The organism is Dyadobacter tibetensis Y620-1, assembly GCF_000566685.1.
GTDB classification, from domain to species: Bacteria; Bacteroidota; Bacteroidia; order Cytophagales; family Spirosomataceae; genus Dyadobacter; species Dyadobacter tibetensis.
Genome location: NZ_AZQN01000014.1, coordinates 16,571 through 34,974, shown reverse-complemented (window position 1 = coordinate 34,974; position 18,404 = coordinate 16,571). Strand labels below are relative to the sequence as shown.

Sequence of the window (18,404 nt, the reverse complement as noted above, 5' to 3'; positions counted from 1 at the left end):
ACTGCCTACCGCCCCCACGATTGTAACCGGGCAGGTGATTGACGAGAACGGCCGGCCTCTGGAAGGGGCAGGATTGAGACTAACAGGTGCAGACAATAGGGGTTGGTCCGGCGTTCCTACGTTTAGTACAGTGATAGAAACGGACAAGAATGGAAGCTACCGATTTTCCGAGATTGTACCTAAGGATACAGATGAGGTTAGAATACTTCCGACGTTCACATTGCAAGCACCAATAGGCAATGTTGGAGAATATGTTCCTTATATTTTTCTTGAGGGCAATTATACTCCAGTAACATCGCCACACTTTATTCCCCGTTCAGACTGGGGTAAAACCACCATCATCAACTATCAATTCAAGAAACTATGAAAACAATATTATTGCCCCGCATAGGGTGGCTCCGAACAGGGTGAACCGCATGGCGTGTTTGATGATCGCCCTTTTGTTTTGCCTTTTGATTACCGGGCTGCATACCCAGACCTTCGAAGAAGAAAACACTTATCAACATTAAACCTATATGACGATGAAACGAAGACAACTATTACAGTTTTTGGCCCTGCCACTCTTTTTGGCTAGTTCCTGCAAGGAAAAATTGCCTGACGCCCCCACGATTGTGACCGGGAAGGTAATAGACGAGAACGGCCTGCCTCTGGAAGGGGCAGGATTGAGCTTTTACGGTGTAGACAATAGAGGTTGGTCCGGCATTCCCACTTTTGATCTGACTATAGAAACAGACAAAGATGGAACCTACCGCTTTTCCTCTATTGTCCCTAAGGATACAGATGATGTTAGACTATTTAGTATAACTACTTCCAAAGTAATTATAGACAACCAAAATTACGAAGTATACCTGTTATTAGAAGGTCAGTATCAACCAGAGGCATCTCCCTATTCTATTCCCCGTTCTGACTGGGGTAAATCCACAATCCTGAACTATCAATTTAGAAAAAGATGAAAACCATAATATTGACCCGTATGGTGCGTTTTACAAGCACCCTTTTGACTGCGCGTCCCGGCTTTGCCTTTTCACTGTAGGGCTGCATGCCCAGACCTTCGAAGAAGAAAATACCAAAGCCTAGGACCGGATGGATGTTTCCGGGTTGAAAGAAAAGGTGGTGCTTAACAAGGCCATCGTCATTGAAGAAATGCTGGCCCCTTTTCAGAACCGGGAAAAGGACCGGGATGGTGCCACCGTCACGTTTCTGCCTCCGGGAATGCTGCCTGACCTGATTGACCTGGCCGAGCGGGGCGATATGGAAAACAAAAAGAAACCCGATGCCATAGAAAAGATCCTGAAAAGACAGCGGAAAGAGATCACAACCAGCCAGGTGGTGCCTGTTGGCATCATCAACCTGGACGCCCTGATGCTGAGCGAAGCACAGGTGCAGGACAACATGAAGGCACACAAGGAAGGCAAAAAGGCAGACATCAGTGGGTATGAATCCCTGGAACTAATTGCAGCAGGGCTTTTGCAGGAGGAGATCTTCCAGGGCGATGTGCAGTTTCTATTTGGTAAAGCGCTGGTATATGCCAACAATAAAAACAAGATCGAAAGTATAGGCATCGATTTTCAGGATGGAAAAGGATGGCATACTTTCGCCATGAAAGATGAGCTGGTATCTCACCGCTTCGACGCCCTGGGTGAAGTGGCGATCAGCATCAGGCTGGTCACCGACAGGGGGGTGTATATCACCCGTTGTATTTTACAGGTCAAAATGCTCGAACGTTTGCAGCCGGATTTGACCGGGACCATTCCCGCTGAAAATTCCCCCAACGGGCGTGAATCGGAATTTGTCATCAACGGAGAGTTTGCGATCTACAACGGATGCGACCGCGTATTCAACAAACCCATCATCATCATGGAGGGGTTTGATATCGATCAGAAAACGGGTATCGACGATTTGTTGGCCAAATACTACCCCTACCTCTCCACCTTCCTTAACCATGGTTACGACCTCGTGTTTCTGAATTACAACAATGGTCAGGCGGCCATTCAGGATAACGCCCAGGTACTGAAACGGCTGATTATCGAAATAAAAAACCGGATACCTGCGGGGGATAGCCTCATTGTGATCGGCGAAAGCATGAGCGGCCTGGTGGCACGTTATGCCCTGAGGGAAATGGAAAATGCTGGAACGCCACACAAAGTCAAACTTTTTGTGGCCTTTGATACGCCCCACCAGGGTGCCAACACCGCTCCTGGGCTGGTGGCGCTGCGCAGGAGCCTGGGTTCCCTGGGGGGCTGGGCCACGCCTATTGCTTATTTGCTTTCGCGGGAGGTAAGGTCCATTGACTCCCCGGCGGCCAAACAGATGCTGATTTACCACAACGGCATCCTCCGTCATCCGGATTTCACCAGCTTCAGGCAGAGCCTGGCCAATCTGGGGAACGGCGGCTACCCGTCCCTAAGCCGCAACGTGGCCATGCTCAATGGAAGCATCAACGGTGCCAGACAGAGAAACCAAAACGGAAATTTGCTAAACCCCGGCGAAAAACTGCTGGACATCAAAGTCAGGACTTTCCTAGGTGGCGGAAACGTGCGGGTATATAGCAACGTACCAGGCCAAAATACGGATCTGCTCGATGCCTGGACATCCAGTTTCTTAACACCCTTTGGCTTTTCCGATTTTAAGGCCACTCTGCCTTACAACTATGACCGGCTGCCCGGAGGGTTTAGCAGCAGTGACCCTATCGATTTTAAAGGCGTCACCAATTCGGTCAGTCCCAAGTTTACCTTTATGCCGGTGTTCAGCTCCATCGACTACCGGGGCGCGCTCGGCTCCGACGACGCCTATACCTTTTCCGTAGCGGGCAACATTGTCAACATACAGAACCAGGTCATTAACCCGGCATTGACTCCCTTTAAGGCTATTTATGGAGACAACGATTTCAATTTCCAACATGCTTTCCCTGCAGATATCGCAGTTCACTGGAACACCCTTGCGCTGCGGGAGCTGGGCCTGCGTGCCGATGGTACCCTGGCTTCCTGTGTGCTGCCGCCGCCTCCGGCTGTAACAGCAGCGTATCTCAGGAGTGATTTTATATGGGGATACCATCCTTTGCCCGCACGTCTGTGCAAATGGACCCCGGGTCCCTAGAACAACATGCCTTACCATATGATGGTAGCACTTTTAGACGGATCGGTCCTCTATGAGCAGTTTATAGAAATCACAGGACCCAACGGCTACTATGTAACAATAACACTGGACTCAGGTGGTAGGGGGCGCTGGAACTATGGCACCTTGCCGACGGGCTTCTACAATGTAAGGGCCGTCAGGCAATATCCCGGAGGCTGGGGCCGGATTGCGACCAACACCACCGTGGAAATCTACGGAGGGTGCCGTATAAACCCGGGTACCTGCCCTACGGATGAGGACAACGGCAGCCTAATTACTATACTGACGGATACCCAGCAAGCCTGTTATGCCGTAAAGGCCAATGGGGTCTGGGTAGCGGTACTGGACAACGGAACCTTCATTTCGAGAGAAAGGCTTATGGCCAACGGGCTGTCGGTAGAGGGTGCCAATTGTTTCGCAGCCACCGATCCGCAGGGCAGCGCACCGCCATCCACGTGCGCAGGATTGGGCAGTATCACCTACCAGCGATGGGATGGGATAAGCGGCAACACTATCGACGAGCTGATCAATGGCAGCAACAACTTCCAGAACAATGCTTCGGTAACCCAGAATCTAAATATGTTTGAAGCACCTTCGGACATAGCCGATAACTATGGTGTGCGGATGCGTGGATATATATGCCCTCCCACAACAGGTATATACACGTTCTGGCTTGCCGGTGACGACAATGCCGAACTATGGTTAAGTTCTGATCAAAATCCAGATAACTCGGAACTGATTGCCTTCCATTCTGCATGGACACCTTCAAGAGAGTGGAGTTGGTTTTCAACGCAACGATCCTTCCCTATAACCTTGCAGGCAAACCAAAAATATTATATTGAAGCCCGTATGAAAGAAGGAAGCGGTGGGGACAATCTGGCCGTAGGATGGCAGCTGCCCAACGGATCTTTGGAAAGGCCAATACCCGGCAACAGGCTTGCGCCATTCGGTACCGTGGTGAATCCATCTAGTTGTGATTTTAACATTTCGGCTGGTAACAGCAATTCAAACCCTTCGGCAAATCAAGGATTGCAACTCAATTACAGCTGCTCGGGTGCCAATTGCAGTGGGGTAAGCTATGCATGGAGCGGCAACGGGATCTCGGGAAGTGCTACTCCTTTAAGTATTACAGCTCCTGGCTCAGCAGGTAGTTACACCTATACGGTAACAGGAAGCAAAAGTGGATGTCCCAACAAAACGGCCACCACGAGTATCACGGTTGGCAATCCCCCCTCCACCTGCGACTGCGGTTTTTCATTGCTAAGTGCTACCCAAAACAGCGGGCAATACACGGCATCGTTTCAGTTCAATTCTTGTAGTGTGTCCCAGGTCAGCTGGTCTATGCTATCTGGTAGCACCGTGGTGGCCAGTGGAACGGAAAACGTAACGGCAGCCACTGTGCCCTTTACGGTTCCGTCCGGTGTATATACGGGAAATTATACCTTAAAAGTGGATGTCTTAAATTGTACTGGCACGGGCACGGTGGCTTTCAATTATACCAAACCGGGAGGGAACACGACCATAAACTGTACTACCTTGAATGGTCACTTCGATGGTGCAAACTGTGGAACCATGGGCGGATGGGCTTATGATTACAGCAACCCTAACACCCCCGTCAATATTGATATTTTGGAAGGTAGCACTGTAATTCAAAGCAATATACCAGCAGCGAATTTCCGGCAGGATTTATTGAATGCCGGCATAGGCAACGGAGTGCACGGATTTGAAATCAACACGCCATCCTCTTTGAAAAATGGTCAAAACAGAGTCCTATCTGCTCGGGTGTCTGGATGTAGCTTTGTGCTTAACAATTCTCCACGAACAATCAATTGTTCCTCTGGTGCTAGGATTGGCGTACAAGAAGCTGAGTTGGAAACACCAGAAATGGAAACGCAAACCAATACCCTACTTATAGTTTCTCCTAATCCCAACAATGGAGAGTTCAACGTAGATTTCGACTTGCCTATTGGCGAAAAAGCAACCCTTACGGTATATGAAACAACGGGGAATGCGATTTTCGAGCGGAGTTTGGTCGGTAAAGGAACGCACCAGGAAAAAGTAAAATTAGCGGATTCCAGTGCAGGAATATACCTGGTAGAGCTCCGAAAAGCCAATGGCATAAAAGTTAAAAAAATACTGGTGTTGAAGTAATGTGCTAAAAATCGAGTAAGCAGTAAAGTTAGGCATGCAAAGAGCCCCGAATCACTTCAGGGCTCTTTGCATACCCAATTGGCTATAGCTAGTAAAATTCCCCATCGATTTTTAATGCCGATTTCCATTGCAATTCTTAGTATGTTTGCAGCAGAAAAGGGTAGCAAAGGGCCCATGGCCTGAAGCTTTAAAAGGGAATACCGGTGTAAGTCCGGAACAGTCTCCGCTGCTGTAACCCCCATTCCGATTCACCGAACACCAGTGCCACTGTCTGTAAATGAAGATGGGAAGGCCGTTCCTGAACGGGGGAAGTCAGAAGACCTGCCTGTAAAATAATTGTTTCAGCAACGCTTTCGGAAGAAAAGCCAGCCCCATTACGATGAATTCCAAAAAAGCCCTTTACAGATGCTGGCCATCTTATTATAACGCCTTAAAAGCAGTCCTGACCAGCTTATCGCTATCCACATTGCTGCTGTCTGGCTGCCAAAACAGCGATTCCCAGCAGCATGACACCTTATCTATTTCTGGCCAAGATGATCTATATCCCGACAAGATCACTCTGAACCATGCCCGGGGATTTTCGTTGGCCTATTTCAGTCACTACAAGTTATTGAGCATTTATACCCCTGCCGATACCAGCCAGTATGTACTGCTAGAACGGGGCACGGCCAAGCCAGAGGGCTATGAGCAAGCAGCCACCATCCACATTCCTGTGCGCAAACTGGTAGCCCTTTCGTCTATGCACATCGGACTGCTCTCTTTTCTAGAGTCCGAGACTGTGATCAGTGGTCTGGGCAATCTGCAATATGTGTATTCTCCCAAAACGCTGGCGCGCATTGCCGATGGCCAAATTGAAGAGGTTGGACTCGACCAGGGCATCAATCAGGAAAAGCTTCTGGTGATGCAGCCCGACCTGGTCATGTCCATGGGCGGGCCCGAAAGCAGTCGTCAGCAGTTCCCCGTACTCAGACAAGCCAGTATACCCATTCTTGCCAATGCCGAATGGCTGGAAACCACCCCTCTGGCAAGGGCTGAATGGGTGAAGCTTATGGCGGCCCTGCTAAATAAGGAGGCTTTGGTCAACCGTAAATTTGCCGCTGTGGAGCAGGAATATGCCCGTCTCAGCGCCTTGGTTCCCCCAACGGCCTCGAGACCGACCATCTTGACAGGTCTGAACACCAAAGACAGCTGGTATCTTCCATCGGGAGAGAATTATATGGCTCAATTCTTCACCGATGCTGGCGGGAATTATCCCTGGAAAGGCACGAAGGGCAATGGAAGCATCCCCCTGAATTTTGAATCCGTTTATCCCAAAGCCCTTCATGCAGACGTATGGCTCAATGTAGGATATGACCCCTCCGATACGCAGCAGGGCCTCATCGCCATAGACCAGCGCTACGCCGATTTTAAGGCGATGAAAGCGGGAAAGTTGTATAGCTATAACAACCGCGTCAACGAGCGTGGCTCCAACGATTTCTTTGAGTCGGGCGTGGTCGCTCCAGATTTGGTCCTTGCCGATCTGATCAAAATCCTGCATCCCACCCTGCTCCCCAACCACCGTTTATACTATTACAAGCAATTGCCGAAATGAAGGAGCGTCCTATCCGCTCTGCCACGCGCATGAGCCCCCCTACCCCGCAATCGAGCCCAAAGCACCGATTATGGTTTATAGCCCTTTCCATCCTGCTTGTACTGTGTTTTATATTGGACATCATGCTGGGATCGATACATATCCCTTTTCAGGAAATCATCAAGATTATCTTCGGTGGAGCGTCTAGCGTACAGGCATGGCAGTTGATCGTCGAAAAAATCCGTATCCCCAAAGCCATCACAGCCATTCTCGCCGGCAGCGCCCTGTCGGTGAGCGGCCTACAGATGCAGACACTCTTTCGAAACCCTCTGGCTGGCCCTTCAGAGCTGGGCATTACAGCAGGGGCCGGTCTCGGCGTGGCCGTCGTGATGCTAGGCGGGGGCAGCTCAGGGGTGTATGCCATTCGAGAGCTCGGACTATCCGGAAGCTGGCTGGTGATCGGCATGGCCTCTGCAGGTTCGGCCTTGGTTATGCTCCTAATCCTGGCCATTGCTGGCCGCATCCGCGATCATGTCGTATTGCTGATCGTCGGACTTATGATTGGAGCCATTACCCTGTCTGTGGTAAGTATCTGGCAATATTATAGCAATCCAGAACAACTCCAATCGTATATATTATGGACCTTTGGCTCCCTGGGAGGGGTCTATGGAAGCCAGCTTTATGTTCTGAGCAGCATTGTCGTTTGCGGCCTGCTGCTTGCCTATTCCTCTTCCAAAGCCCTTAACGTACTTTTGCTGGGGAATAACTATGCGCGAACCATGGGACTTACCGTAGGACGCTCACGGCTCATCATCCTCTCGGGAACCAGTATTCTCACAGGCAGCATCACCGCCTTCTGTGGCCCCATTGGTTTTATCGGCATAGCGGTACCGCATCTGACCCGGGCCCTACTGGGCAGCTCCGACCATCGGGTCCTGATTCCTGCCTCCTGCCTGGTCGCCAGTATTCTGATGCTGGTCTGCGACATCCTTTCGCAACTCCCGGGCAATGCTACCGTATTACCCATCAATATCGTCACCTCTCTTCTGGGGGCGCCGGTGGTGATCTGGGTCATTATCCGTCATCAAAAAATACGCACGACCCCATGACCTCCACAGCAGAAACACTCAGAACGAAAAATCTGGCAGTGGGCTACCAGCAGGGTAAAGCAAAGGCCCCGACCCTCATTCTCGAAGGCCTTAGCCTGGAGCTACCTCCCGGAAGGCTTACCTGCCTGCTCGGCCCCAATGGGGCGGGGAAATCGACATTGATGCGTACCCTTGCCGGTTTGCAGGCTCCGCTATCGGGATCTGTTATGCTGGGAGACACCAACATCCTACACGAGGAGCCGGCCTATATTGCCCGGAAAATGAGCATGGTGCTCACCGACCGCATAGAAGCCAGCAATATGACTGGAATGGAATTGGTGGCACTGGGTCGGACTCCCTATACCAACTGGCTCGGAATACTTACTCCGACCGACAAGGAGATGATCGACTGGGCACTCGATGTTTCCGGTGCCAGACCACTAGCCCAGCGACGCATCCACCAGCTTAGTGATGGGGAAAGGCAGAAAATATTGATCGCCCGGGCACTCGCCCAGGATACCGATGTTATTATACTGGACGAACCCACGGCCCACCTGGACCTACCCAACCGTCTTGAAATGATGCAGCTCCTACACGAACTCGCAAGAAAGACCCAGAAGGCCATCCTTATTTCGACACATGAACTAGACCTGGCCCTGCGCATGGCAGACAACCTTTGGCTGATCGGTCCTCAGAACCATTTTCATGTAGGACTCCCCGAAGAGCTGGTCCTTAACGGAGCCTTCGAAGCGGCCTTTTCCCGCTCGGGACTCTGTTTCGACAATCAGACCGGCAACTTCCTGATCGGTACGTCCAGTCTTACACACCGTGTAACGGCCTCAGGCACTCTCCTTGGGCTAGCCTGGACGGAACGAGCCCTACGCAAACAAGGGATCGAACTGTCGACCGTGCCTGCCAACGGGCAGATCACCATCCTAGCCGACGACCAAAACAACTGGCGCTGGCGCTGGCAGGAGGCAGAGGACAGCACCGTTTTCCATAGTCTGGGCGCCCTCATCGACCGACTAAAAATTTATCTGGCAAGGCAAGACTAAGGCCATTCGCCAATCCTTCCATCCAGTACGCAACCATTTGCCCCTAGGTAAGGTTTATTACTTGTAACTTCCATTTTCGTCATGTTGAATAAAAAAGTAAAAATGATCGGTCTTTTGGTATTAGCGGCTCTGGCAGGCTATATCATCTATGACTCCACCTCTCAACCCACGGGGTCCGATCTTCCCGGAAACTTTAAAGAGGTAGCCCTCTACCGAAACCCCAATAACACCGGCCCCATTATCAGAATCTATGCCGCTACCGTGGCCGATATTGCCGTAGCCGACTTGGAAACCTATGGCAACCTGATGCCCTATACCAAATATGGGGAGACTACCGTTTATTTTTTCCCTGACAAGGGCGGACACCCTACGTCTATTCAAGCAGAAGATCCACAGATCGACCCGGAATTTCAGTCGAACTGTTTGGCCGTATATCATAAAGATTCAAATGGACAGGTTTCTTTAACCAAAGCCCCTTTTAAATAATTCTAAGAATTATATTCGCCCTGAAAAAGTAAAAATTCCACCAGCATTAACATCCAACCATAAAAACGATGAACGCTTTAGAAATAGCCCAAAAATATTACGCAGCCTTTAACCGCCAAGACTGGCAGGGGATGTTGGAACTGGTGCACCCCGACATCCAACATGAGCCCAACGAAGGTGAAGCCCGCCATGGCAAAGCGGCCTTTACCGAATTTCTAAAGATGATGGACACTTCCTATGAAGAGGTATTGTCGGAGATGGTGTTTTTTACCGAGCCGAGCGGAAAACGCATTTCGGTAGAGTTTGTCGTCAATGGCATCTACAAAAAAGGCGACGATGGCTTCCCGGAAGCCAGAGGACAGCGCTACGTACTTCCCGCCGCCGCCTTCCTGGAAGTAACGGATGGAAAAATTAGTCGGGTAACGACCTACTACAACCTTACCAACTGGATTAGTCTGGTATCGTGAAGAATTGTCCGCGCGGTTAAAAGTTAAAGGATAAAAGTTAAAGGCGGTCCGCCGCGCGGGTAAAAGTTAACAGTTAAAGGTTAAAGGTGGTCCGTTGGGCGGTTAAATGTAGCGCAAGCCTATTGCCTATTGCCTAATACCTAAAACCTTTACCTATTGCCTAGACCGGCTGGGCGCCCAGCTCCCTCCTCTCAACACCCGGAAGCTTAAGAAAAAATTGGGACCTACCTATGCTTTCAATAATTTGGTATTGGATTACCGATCGGAGAATGGTTTCTGGCCTAAATCTAAACTTGACCTCGTTCGTGCCGGAAAAAACACCATTGATCAGCTGGAGGGTATGGGCTTCACTGACTGGTATCTTGGACAGGATTCTCAAGATTCATTGTATATACACTTTGTCCATATTCCCGTATTTGAAAATGCACATATCGGCGGGGTACCTATTCCTGGCCGGCAGGTTAAACTTAAAACCTTGTATACCTTCCCCAAAAGATATATTCAGACGAGTTTGGAGAAATAAAATTTACATATTGACAGAATATTAAATTCAATAGATCTATTTTCCTACTATGAACCCAGCCATTGCCAACCTCCGATTTATCAGCCAGACGGGCCAGGAAATTGAGACCCTGATTCCCGGGCTGGCCTTGCTGCGTATAGGAGTCTTTAAAGACTATCCCTACCTCTACGAAGGGGACCTCGCTTACGAGCAGAATTATCTAAAAATATACTCCAGCTGTAGCCAGGCATTCGTTTTTTCGGTTTTTGACGGGGATCGAATGGTAGGCGCCACCACGGCCATCCCCCTGGCACAAGAGACGGCCGAGGTGCAGAAACCCTTTGTGGACGCGGGATACGAGGTCAGCCGCATTTTCTATTTTGGAGAAAGTCTGCTCTTACCCCAATACCGGGGACTGGGAATAGGTCATCGTTTTTTCGATGAAAGGGAGGCCCATGCCGCCAGTTTTGGCAGCTATACCCATACCAGCTTCTGCTCGGTAGACAGAGGCCCCAGCCACCCCGCCAAACCAGCAGACTACCGTCCCAACAACGTCTTCTGGCTCAAAAGGCAGTATACCGAGATGCCCCATCTACAATGCACCATGTCCTGGCTCGATATCGGCGAAAAACAAGCGACTGAGAAACAGATGATTTTTTGGATAAGGGGGTTGTAGGGGTTAGGGGTTGTAGGGTTTAGGGTTTAGGGTTTAGCACGAACCAATGCCAGGGCGGTCCCTGTTCATGATCCATACGTTCGAAGTTTGATAAATTGCAATACAATGTCTTCTACTTATGCTAAAAATTGAGCTTTGGTACAAAATTTGTTCTGCTCCTCCCGTCCAGCATTGTTTATTGTTATCAACAGAAGGAGCATTTACCAATACGTAATTGCAAAGCTAAAGCAATTGGCAACCCTAGGGGTAATTAAGTGACCTCCTGCCTCGGCCTCCCTTGACAAATACAATCGTAGTTTTGAATAACTATTGAAAAGGAAGATAAACTTGAATGGATAGTTCGATATCGATCGTTTTGCGAATAAGCTAATAAATACTTTTTTTTGTAAAATTGTCCATTTTTAAAAAGTAATACTGTCTGACCGATCTAACTGGCATGACCCCTCCGTAATACTCAGATTGCAAGTAATATACTCTAACCTAAATCTTCTTAATCAACTCGTGTACACTCTTTTTTTGCTGTTTAAGCATTAAACCGGTCCAAGGTTTCAAGCAGTTAAAAACAATTATTATTTAGCTAGGTAAACTTCATACAGAGACTTCGCTTTCCCCAGATATTGATTAGCTTCCAGCTCGCTGCAGTGTTCCTTAACAGCTTCGTAAGTGCTCGTATAATAATCAAAGGGGATTTTAGGACTTGTACTTAGTTCTGGACTTATTTTTCGTGTAATATAATTGTTACGGCTTAGATATGTAAAAAACTGCGCATGATTCGTAAGCAAAAATATTATTGTTAGGGCCTGAATGGAAAAAATCTTAAACCGATTATTTGAATGGCCATTCATTATGACTGAAATTCCACGAAGAACGATTACCGACATTAGAATAATGTAGGTAATCGTAGAACGAGAGGTCCAATCATTCATGACCCCCATGCGAAAACAAGTGGAAATTATTATTAAAATATAAACTGAATTAATAAACCATAGAGGATAAAAATCATCAAATTTTCTTAAATATAGTGTTAAAGAGTACATAATAAGAAGGGTGGCCCATACAGTTATACTTAAATGTAAAATCGTCTTTGGGAAACTCTCAAAGTTCCAGATAAATCCAGATATCGGAATACTATCAGAAGAGAGAAGATAAATAAAATTTGGAATAAATAGTATCCCTGGAATAATAAGCTGGAATAGAGATGAGGGGGCGAACAAGTTGTTTTTTTCAATTACTAGGGCCCTAAAGAAAAATAGCGCAAAGATAAGCACCAATACTACTGAAGGAAATATGGCCCAGATAAAACAAAGCGTAATTGGAAAGAAGCTGGCATGAAAACATTTCTTAACAAATGAATCGTGCAGGAATATACCACTAGCTATCAGAATTGGAATAACTTGATTAGGAACATTGGACGATTGCAAAAATAACGACCAGATGTCAAGGAAAAATGGGAAGGAATGAACATTTAGTGTTGTAGTTCTTGATAGAATTACGGCTATAGGATGCCCGAACCAACCCATAAAAATAAAAATAAATAGCAGCCATCGACTCTTACCTATCATACGATAGATCCACGATAAACCCAAGACATACCCTAATGTTGTCCATAAAAATAATACGGATATAGACAATTCATTGAACATTTTTGAGAATAGGGCTGGTACTAGAAAGAATCCGAAATAGTAGCATGCGAATCTTCCTTTTTGCGGAAAGTATATTGGCCATGCATTCTGATAAAGGTCATTATATCTCGCATTATGAGCCCAATAATCATTTGTTTCATACCCCAATCCGCCTATTCCACACATTATAGTCCAAAGTAGCGAAAAGACTATGAGAAAGACATAATCCTTCCACTCGAAAATAATTTTATCCCCGAATTTGGTTTGTTTTATTTCCAGAAACAGTAGATAAAGTAGGCCTATAGAAACCGGAACGGATAATTGCCATTTGTACCATCCAACTGCAAAAATTATATTAGGTATTAATAAGTAAGCAATACTGATCAATCGCAGGAGAGCAACATTCATTAGTGATTAAAATATAGTGATGAGTAAAAGACTTTGTAATTTCTTCTTATTATTCAGCTATCAGGTGCTTATCATAGTGCCGTTTGATATTCCAGCGTGTACGAATTTATTGCTCCAATTTCCTATTTGCCATAAATGTTGCATGTACTAATTTCCCAATTTTTTCACCTAAACCTATTGACGTTTCAATAATTAAGTGCCCGATGAATATTATAGTGCACCACCATTATCTGGGCTTCTCTTCCGTTATATTTTTTTGGGTTAACGATTTGATCAAAAAAAGCACGGCCACAACTGCATCAATTATAACCCAACTGTCTTTTTTGTATAAATATATGGGTATCAACGGATTAAAAACAACAGCTATTATTCCAAATGAAATAACCCAAAAATTATATCCATTCTTCCACTCTTCTACAACCACGACAATAGCGCCAATTGATACAATTATTCTTAAGAATGTATAATAACCAATAGGTAAGTTTGCTAAGGCCAGAAATAAAAGACCTGCACATACTAGATATAAATATTTCATATCTTGAAAATATGTTTTTAATTTACAAACTGCACCCTGATTTACAAACCTAGTGCTCTTCCCTAAACTTCTATTTTTCCACAATAATATCGATTTTCCTAAGATAATCAATCCCTCTTTCACTTTTTTGTTACTGATAGTAAATACCAACTATCTAACCCAGTCTTTTCCCTGCTGCCCGGCACTATTGATGACTGTTCCTTGGTAGGTTATGCCTCTTTATTAGTAGATACCGAAGAGCCGACTGGATGGCCCAATATTAAATATATATACTCACTGTATATCAGAGACTTATCATTATTATTTTACTCAAATTATACCGTTAATCTGATTCTACTCTACATCTATTTTCCATCTTCTGGCCCTTTCTCCAGACAACTTTGGAGCTGATTTTTTTGGGGATGGAGATTTCGATCAATTAGCCACCAAAATATATCCCTACGACCAATTTTACATTTCAGTTAAAGGCTCATGTAACCTAGAATCTTCCCTCTTCCCGGCATTAATTCTATAGTCCTTATAAAAACCTATGATAGCTATGATAGTAATTACGGTAAAGCATATACGTATTTACCATGAATAGAGACGAGCCGGTCTAGAATCTGCTGCCATTTTGAGGCAGTTTTTCGGGCCAAATTTTGGCAACCACAAAAATCAAAGGCATCTTCAGGATATCAATCCGCCTCTTTATTGGAAGAGAAAACAATTCAGATATACTTGACTCAAATTTAAACGAACTGAATCCAGAAGTTTGATAAGCAACATAGAATTCGTCTTTTCTAACTCTGAATACATAGACGAAGGTAAAATCGGATATTTTCGTAGGGAGGTTTTTGAAACAAAGACTATGGGATTACACGGCTCAGTCGATTCTGATTTCCATACCTCTTTCTGAAGAAAAAGACGTTTTCACCATTTGCCAGAACCTCGTTCTAAGAATAACCCTTAAATTGTTGGCTCTAATCATTATCTGATTCAACCTAAGGATTATCTTGAACCCCATCTGGAAAATAAATATCGATACCGGCGGTACATTTACCGATTGTCTGGCCCAAAGCCCTGCCGGCATGGTAACGCGCATCAAAGTACTGAGCTCTGCACGGCTAAGAGGTCGTATCACAAAGAAAATTACCCCGCAACATTATCACTTCGAATCGTCCTGGCACTTTCCCGACGATCTGTTGGTGGGCTTCACCCTGAAGCTGCCGGGGACAGAACTAACTTCTACCGTCATATCCCTAAACTTTGCGAAAGGACTTATAGAACTGAGCACGGATTTCGACCTGCCAAATACACAGGATTTTGAAGTATTTAGTGGGGAAGAGGCGCCGATATTTGCGGCTCGCCTGCTGACCCAGACCCCTCTTTCCGATGCATTACCTCCTATAGACATGCGCCTGGGGACCACCAAAGGCACCAACGCCTTGCTCGAACGAAAAGGGGCACGCACTTTGCTGGTCGTCACCAAAGGTTTTAAAGACCTCTTATATATCGGCAGTCAGCAACGCCCCGAATTGTTTCAGCTACATATCCCCGAGCCTGCATTATTCTATACCGGTGTATTGGAAATAGACGCCCGCATGGATGCTCAGGGCACTATAATAAAACCCTTGGACCTATCTTCCATCCATTGCCCCGATGTTCACCATTTCGACTCGGTGGCTATCTCCCTATTGCATTCCTATAAAAATAATGAGCATGAGCGGCAATTAGCGGCCTTTTTAAAGGAGCAAGGTTTCCGTCATATTTCCTTTTCCTCCCAGCTCTATGCCTTTTCCCACTACCAGCGGCGTAGCCAGACTGCCGTTGTCAACGCCTATCTGGAGCCGGTATTGGATGCCTACTTGAGCAATATTGCGAAGTCCATTTCGGCGGGACGGCTGCGGGTGATGAACAGCGCCGGAAGCCTGTCGGAGGCCCATGCTTTTCAGGCGAAAGATAGCCTCCTCAGTGGCCCAGCCGGCGGAATGGTCGCCGCCACCAACATCGCCAAACGCTTTGGCTTCGAGAAAGTAATCACCTTCGATATGGGTGGAACCAGCACCGATACTGCTCGTATAGACCGTCTACCCGAACTACAATACATTACTGAAATAGACGGATTGGAACTTCATAATCCTGCCCTGGCCATCGAAACGGTAGCAGCCGGTGGAGGCTCTATCTGCTGGTACGACGGTTTCTCGCTGAAAGTAGGCCCCCACAGTGCCGGGGCGGCGCCAGGCCCTGCCTGCTATGGAGCGGGTGGCCCCCTGACCATGACCGACATCAATCTTCTGCTGGGCAAACTCAACCCCGCCCGCTTCGGTATCCCGATCGACGTACGTCCGGCGCAAGCGGCATTGCAGGACATACAACAGGCTATACATGTCAGCTCAGGAAACTGGCTCAGCGACCAGGAGGTTTTATCGGGTTTTGAAAAAATAGCCAATGAAAAAATGGCCGATGCCATCCGGACAATTTCCGTTGCCAAAGGAATAGATCCCACCGACCATGCTCTGGTAACGTTTGGAGGTGCCGGGGGCCTGCACAGCTGTCAACTCGCCGATTTGCTGGGTATCACCCGGGTGATCGTCCCCTATGATGCAGGGCTGTTTAGTGCGGTAGGCATGGGTGAGGCGCTGAACAGCGTGATCGTCTCCCGGCAGATCCTAAAATCCTGGCCAGAAATAGCCGCAGATCTGGATCGTCTGTCCCAGGACATGGAAAAGGAGGCGGCCATGGAGCTCTCGCTCCAGGGAATCGATGCCTATACCGTTCTTTTTAGCAAGGTATTCCTGCGTTTTGTGGGACAGGAAAACAGTCTTGAAATAGCCTACCACGGTGCGGATACCCTGCAGCGGTTTGAAGCACAATACCGTGCGCAATTTGGCTACTACCCCAGCAAGGGCGTTGTGGAGGTAGAAAGTTTCCGGCTGATGGCCCAGGAGGCTTCAGAAGCGATACGTCCCGCATCGATCCTAAGCGAAGGAAGAGTCATCGCTTCTAGTAAGACGTCGGACGACGCATTCCCCTGTTTCGATTGGGACGAACTGGAGGCTGGCGATGCCCTCGTTGGCCCCTGTATTTTGCTCAATAATACGTCCACAACCTTCCTGCCCGAAGGCTGGAAACTGGTAATACAGCAGTATAAAGATGCCATTGCTTTCAGGACTACTGAAAAGACCAATAGCGGGGAGGAAGAAAACGAAGCGGTGGCTCTCCAGCTCTACGCCAACCGCTTTGCCGCCATAGCCGACGAGATGGGTGCCCAGCTGCAGCGTACGGCCTATTCGGTCAATGTAAAGGAGCGTTTGGATTTTTCCTGTGCCCTAGTGGACTTCGACGGCGAGCTACTCGTTAATGCACAGCATATACCCGTGCATTTGGGGAGCATGGGTATTTGCACCCGATTGGTTCGCGACTTTATCGACATAGGACCTGGGGATGTCGTTATCACCAATCATCCCAAATACGGGGGATCACATTTACCCGATATTACCCTGATTGCCGGTGTTTTTACGCCAGATAGGCAATGCGTAGGCTATGTAATCAACAGGGCGCATCATGCCGAAGTGGGGGGCAAAACACCCGGCTCCATGCCTCCCGACGCCGTGAATCTGGCGGAAGAAGGAGTGGTAATCCTCCCACAGTATTTGGTAAAAAATAATGAATTCCAGTGGGACAGCCTGCGTAAGCTGTTTCTGGATGGCCCCTACCCCACCCGCTCCTACCCCTCCAACGAAGCCGACATCATTGCGGCACTGTCGGCACTAAAGAAAGGCAGCACCCAGCTCCTGGAACTGGTGGCCCAGGCAGGATTGGAAGCGGTAAAAAATTACATGCGTTTACTGAAAAAAAGTGCAGAAAGTCAGTTGAACCAAGCCTTGCTACCGCATCTGGATCGAACATTCACGGCAATGGAAAGGCTTGATGATGGACATGAGATCAGGGTCAGCATACATATTACCAAAGAAAAGCAGGTTTTCGACTTTACGGGAACATCTCTGGTACACCCAAATAATCTGAATGCCAATATTTCCATCCTCTACAGCGCAATCCTGTACGTCTTCCGACTACTCATTGATAAAAACGTCCCTTTAAACGACGGGCTGATGCGAAATGTATCCTTGGTACTCCCCGCCAATAGCTTCTTACATCCTGACTTCTCCGACAACCCCCGGGAATGCCCCGCCGTGGTAGGAGGAAATACGGAGGTCAGTCAAAGGCTAGTAGACACCTTGTTAAAAGCCTTCGACCTGTCGGCCTGTAGCCAGGGGACGATGAATAATTTTCTTTTTGGGGACAACAGCTTCGGTTATTACGAAACCATAGGAGGTGGAACGGGTGCCGGCAAGAACCACCCCGGACGCTCGGCAGTGCACCAGCATATGACCAATACCCGCATCACCGATCCGGAGCCGTTGGAACTGAAATACCCGGTACGACTACTGGAATTTGGTATTCGAAAAAATTCCGGAGGAGCTGGACACCAGCACGGAGGCAATGGCATACGTCGCATCATCGCCTTTTTGAAACCAGTAAAAGTAACACTTATAGGCCAACACCGAACAGTGGCCCCTTATGGATTATCGGGCGGGCAGCCTGGCGCCTGTGGCCGCCATACTCTCTTGAAAAAAGATGCTGAAACGATAGTACTGCCTGGCATATGCAGCCTGGATGTAGAGCAGGGAGATGTCATCAAGATCGAGACACCGGGAGGGGGTGGCTTTGGTAGTGACCAATCGTAGACT

The 18,404-nt window shown here is 47.7% G+C and carries 12 protein-coding genes, 1 pseudogene and 1 riboswitch; of the genes and pseudogenes, 12 read left to right on the top strand and 1 reads right to left on the bottom strand.

What is annotated here, in order from left to right; all coding sequences use genetic code 11:
• The 11 genes and pseudogenes from X939_RS22760 to X939_RS0121400 all read left to right on the top strand — a co-directional run.
• Window positions 1-367, top strand: a pseudogene (locus tag X939_RS22760) (hypothetical protein); the annotation flags it as partial.
• Window positions 368-521: 154 nt separating this feature from the next.
• Window positions 522-953 carry a peptidase associated/transthyretin-like domain-containing protein gene (locus tag X939_RS0121455; RefSeq protein ID WP_025765330.1) on the top strand — a complete coding sequence of 144 codons (432 nt, stop codon included), beginning with the start codon at window positions 522-524 and terminating at the stop codon, window positions 951-953.
• A 130-nt stretch (window positions 954-1,083) separates the two neighbouring features.
• On the top strand, window positions 1,084-3,096 hold the full coding sequence (locus tag X939_RS0121450; protein ID WP_025765329.1) for an esterase/lipase family protein: 2,013 nt from the start codon (window positions 1,084-1,086) through the stop codon (window positions 3,094-3,096).
• A gap of 18 nt (window positions 3,097-3,114) precedes the next feature.
• A complete protein-coding gene (locus X939_RS0121445; RefSeq protein WP_025765328.1) occupies window positions 3,115-5,265 on the top strand; it encodes a PA14 domain-containing protein in 2,151 nt (716 codons plus the stop codon).
• Window positions 5,266-5,406: 141 nt separating this feature from the next.
• A riboswitch (cobalamin riboswitch) is annotated at window positions 5,407-5,608 on the top strand.
• 36 nt (window positions 5,609-5,644) lie between these two features.
• Complete coding sequence (locus X939_RS0121435) at window positions 5,645-6,856, top strand: ABC transporter substrate-binding protein (protein WP_025765326.1); 1,212 nt, start codon at window positions 5,645-5,647, stop codon at window positions 6,854-6,856.
• Entirely contained in the window at window positions 6,853-7,944 is a 1,092-nt protein-coding gene (locus X939_RS0121430; RefSeq protein ID WP_025765325.1) for a FecCD family ABC transporter permease, read from the top strand. The genes X939_RS0121435 and X939_RS0121430 overlap by 4 nt, the downstream gene beginning before the upstream one ends.
• Window positions 7,941-8,978 (top strand): ABC transporter ATP-binding protein, encoded by a 1,038-nt coding sequence (locus X939_RS0121425; RefSeq protein WP_025765324.1) that lies wholly within the window; start codon window positions 7,941-7,943, stop codon window positions 8,976-8,978. Before X939_RS0121430 ends, X939_RS0121425 begins: the two co-directional genes overlap by 4 nt.
• 81 nt (window positions 8,979-9,059) lie before the next feature.
• Window positions 9,060-9,464 (top strand): hypothetical protein, encoded by a 405-nt coding sequence (locus X939_RS0121415; RefSeq protein WP_025765323.1) that lies wholly within the window; start codon window positions 9,060-9,062, stop codon window positions 9,462-9,464.
• Window positions 9,465-9,532: 68 nt separating this feature from the next.
• Entirely contained in the window at window positions 9,533-9,931 is a 399-nt protein-coding gene (locus tag X939_RS0121410; RefSeq protein WP_025765322.1) for a nuclear transport factor 2 family protein, read from the top strand.
• A 217-nt stretch (window positions 9,932-10,148) separates the two neighbouring features.
• Window positions 10,149-10,454 carry a hypothetical protein gene (locus X939_RS0121405; RefSeq protein ID WP_025765321.1) on the top strand — a complete coding sequence of 102 codons (306 nt, stop codon included), beginning with the start codon at window positions 10,149-10,151 and terminating at the stop codon, window positions 10,452-10,454.
• Window positions 10,455-10,503: 49 nt separating this feature from the next.
• Window positions 10,504-11,109 (top strand): GNAT family N-acetyltransferase, encoded by a 606-nt coding sequence (locus tag X939_RS0121400; RefSeq protein ID WP_044200295.1) that lies wholly within the window; start codon window positions 10,504-10,506, stop codon window positions 11,107-11,109.
• Window positions 11,110-13,365: 2,256 nt separating this feature from the next.
• On the opposite strand, the gene X939_RS22755 is transcribed toward X939_RS0121400, so the two are convergent.
• Entirely contained in the window at window positions 13,366-13,797 is a 432-nt protein-coding gene (locus X939_RS22755; protein ID WP_131694772.1) for a DUF6804 family protein, read from the bottom strand.
• Between the two features lie 869 nt (window positions 13,798-14,666).
• Between X939_RS22755 and X939_RS0121385 the strand changes: the two genes are divergently transcribed.
• Window positions 14,667-18,401, top strand: a complete 3,735-nt coding sequence (locus tag X939_RS0121385) for a hydantoinase B/oxoprolinase family protein (RefSeq protein ID WP_310588082.1) — start codon at window positions 14,667-14,669, stop codon at window positions 18,399-18,401.
• Window positions 18,402-18,404 lie beyond the last annotated feature (3 nt).